The sequence below is a fragment of the Streptomyces durocortorensis genome (assembly GCF_016901035.1).
Classification (GTDB): domain Bacteria; phylum Actinomycetota; class Actinomycetes; order Streptomycetales; family Streptomycetaceae; genus Streptomyces; species Streptomyces durocortorensis.
The window spans coordinates 1-1741 of the sequence record NZ_JAFEUF010000470.1; the positions used below are offsets into that span (position 1 = coordinate 1).

The 1741-nt window shown below is 75.4% G+C and carries 2 protein-coding genes; both read right to left on the minus strand.

Annotation, left to right across the window (positions count from 1 at the left end; translation table 11 throughout):
* Nucleotides 1-139: 139 nt before the first annotated feature.
* Complete coding sequence (locus tag JS521_RS35495; protein WP_205086967.1) at nucleotides 140-1057, minus strand: ABC transporter ATP-binding protein; 918 nt, start codon at nucleotides 1055-1057, stop codon at nucleotides 140-142.
* Between the two features lie 115 nt (nucleotides 1058-1172).
* Nucleotides 1173-1741: hypothetical protein (locus JS521_RS35500; protein WP_239488285.1), on the minus strand; the 569-nt coding region annotated here is incomplete at its 5' end.

Below are 1741 nucleotides of genomic sequence, written 5' to 3' on the forward strand. Positions count from 1 at the left end.
GTCAAGGACGACGCCCTCGAAGGCCTCACGGCCGTGGTCACCGTGCGGCTCGCCGAGCCGCCGGTGGAGGGGCAGCCCCAGGAGGGGGTCGGCCCCGCGGCGGCCCACCCGCTCGTGGCCGGGGTGGGGGCGGTGGCCGTCATCGGGATGCCTCCTCGGTGAGGGGTGCGGTTTCGTCGGCCGGGGGCTCGTCGGTCGGGCGATCACCGGTCGGGCGATCAGCGGGCCGGTGCTCGTCGGCCCGGTGTGCGTCGACCAGGCGGAGGAACGCCTCCTCGACGGTGGCCGTGCCGGTGCGGTGGCGCAGCGCGTCCGGGGTGTCCTCGGCGAGGATCCGGCCGTCGCGCATGAGGAGCAGGCGGTGGCAGCGCTCGGCCTCGTCCATGACGTGCGAGGAGATGAGGAGCGCGGTGCCCCGGTCGGCGGCCAGGCGGTGGAAGAGGTTCCAGAGGTCCCGGCGGAGTACGGGGTCGAGCCCGACGGTCGGTTCGTCCAGGACCAGCAGGTCCGGGGTGCCGAGGAGGGCGACGGCCAGCGAGACGCGGCTGCGCTGGCCACCGGAGAGGGCGCTCGCGAGGGCGTCGGCCCGGCTCGTGAGGTCGACGTCGTCGATGGCGCGGGTGACGGCGTCCCGGCGGGCGTCCCGGTGGGTGCGGCCGGGGTGCAGGACGGTGGCGAAGTAGTCGAGGTTCTGCCGGACCGTGAGGTCGGTGAAGACGGAGGGCGCCTGGGTGACGTAGCCGATGCGGGGGCGCAGGGCCGGGTCTCCGGCGGGGTGGCCCAGCACGTCGAGGGTGCCGGTGACCTTGGCCTGGGTGCCGACCACCGCCCGCATGAGGGTGGTCTTGCCGCAGCCCGAGGGGCCGAGGAGGCCGGTGATGCTGCCGGGGCGGACGGTGAAGTCGAGGGCGCGCAGGACGGTGCGGTCGCCCCGGACGACGGTGAGGTCGCGGGCTTCGATCGCCGGGTCCGGTGGTGGGGGCGGAGGCGCGGATGGGTCCGGGGTCGGGTGCGTCGTGGGGGCGGTCGGTGCCTGCCCGGGTTCATAATTCATCATGTGATGAATTCTTCGCCCGATGGAGCCGTCCGTCAAGGGGTGGCGGGAAGCGGACACACGACTGAGCCCGCCGACGGGGTCGGGGGGCTCAGTCGTCTGCGGGGCGGGCGGGCCCTCAGGTGCGCTTCGGGCGCTTGCGGCCGGAGGCCTTGCGGGCCGCCGGGTTGCCGGTTCGGGTCGTGCGGCGCTTCTCGAACTGGGCGCGGGCCTTCTCGTACTCCGTGCGGCGCAGCTTCTCGCCCGGGGCCTCGGTGAGCGAGCGGACGAAGTAGGCGAGGAGCGAGCCGATGAAGCCGATCGACTTCAGGCCGCGCAGGGCATCCTCGCGGGACGGGTCCTTCGGGCGGGCGGCGAAGCCCTCCCAGGTCTTGCGGAACGCGATGGCGCTGCAGATGGAGAACATCGCGATGACCAGCATCCCGACGAGGCCGCCGACCTCCGCGATCTCCAGGCCCTCGTAGGCGAAGCGCAGGACGAAGCAGGCGGCCACGGCGGCGGCCAGGGAGCCGACGGCTACGCCGGCGCGGCGGAGCCCGTAACCGCCGTCGTGGTCGACCCATGTCGTGCCGAAGAAGCGGATGGGCTCGGGCTGCGGGCCCGGGGCCGTGGCGGGCGGGGTGCCGGGGGCGACCCCCCCCCCCCCCCCCCCCGCCGCCCGCGGGGGGGGGGGGGGGGGGGGGGGGG

What these genes read in the sequence shown, in the direction of transcription:
- JS521_RS35495 (WP_205086967.1), bottom strand. Translation starts at nt 1,057, where the DNA reads ATGATGAATTATGAACCCGGGCAGGCACCGACCGCCCCCACGACGCAC.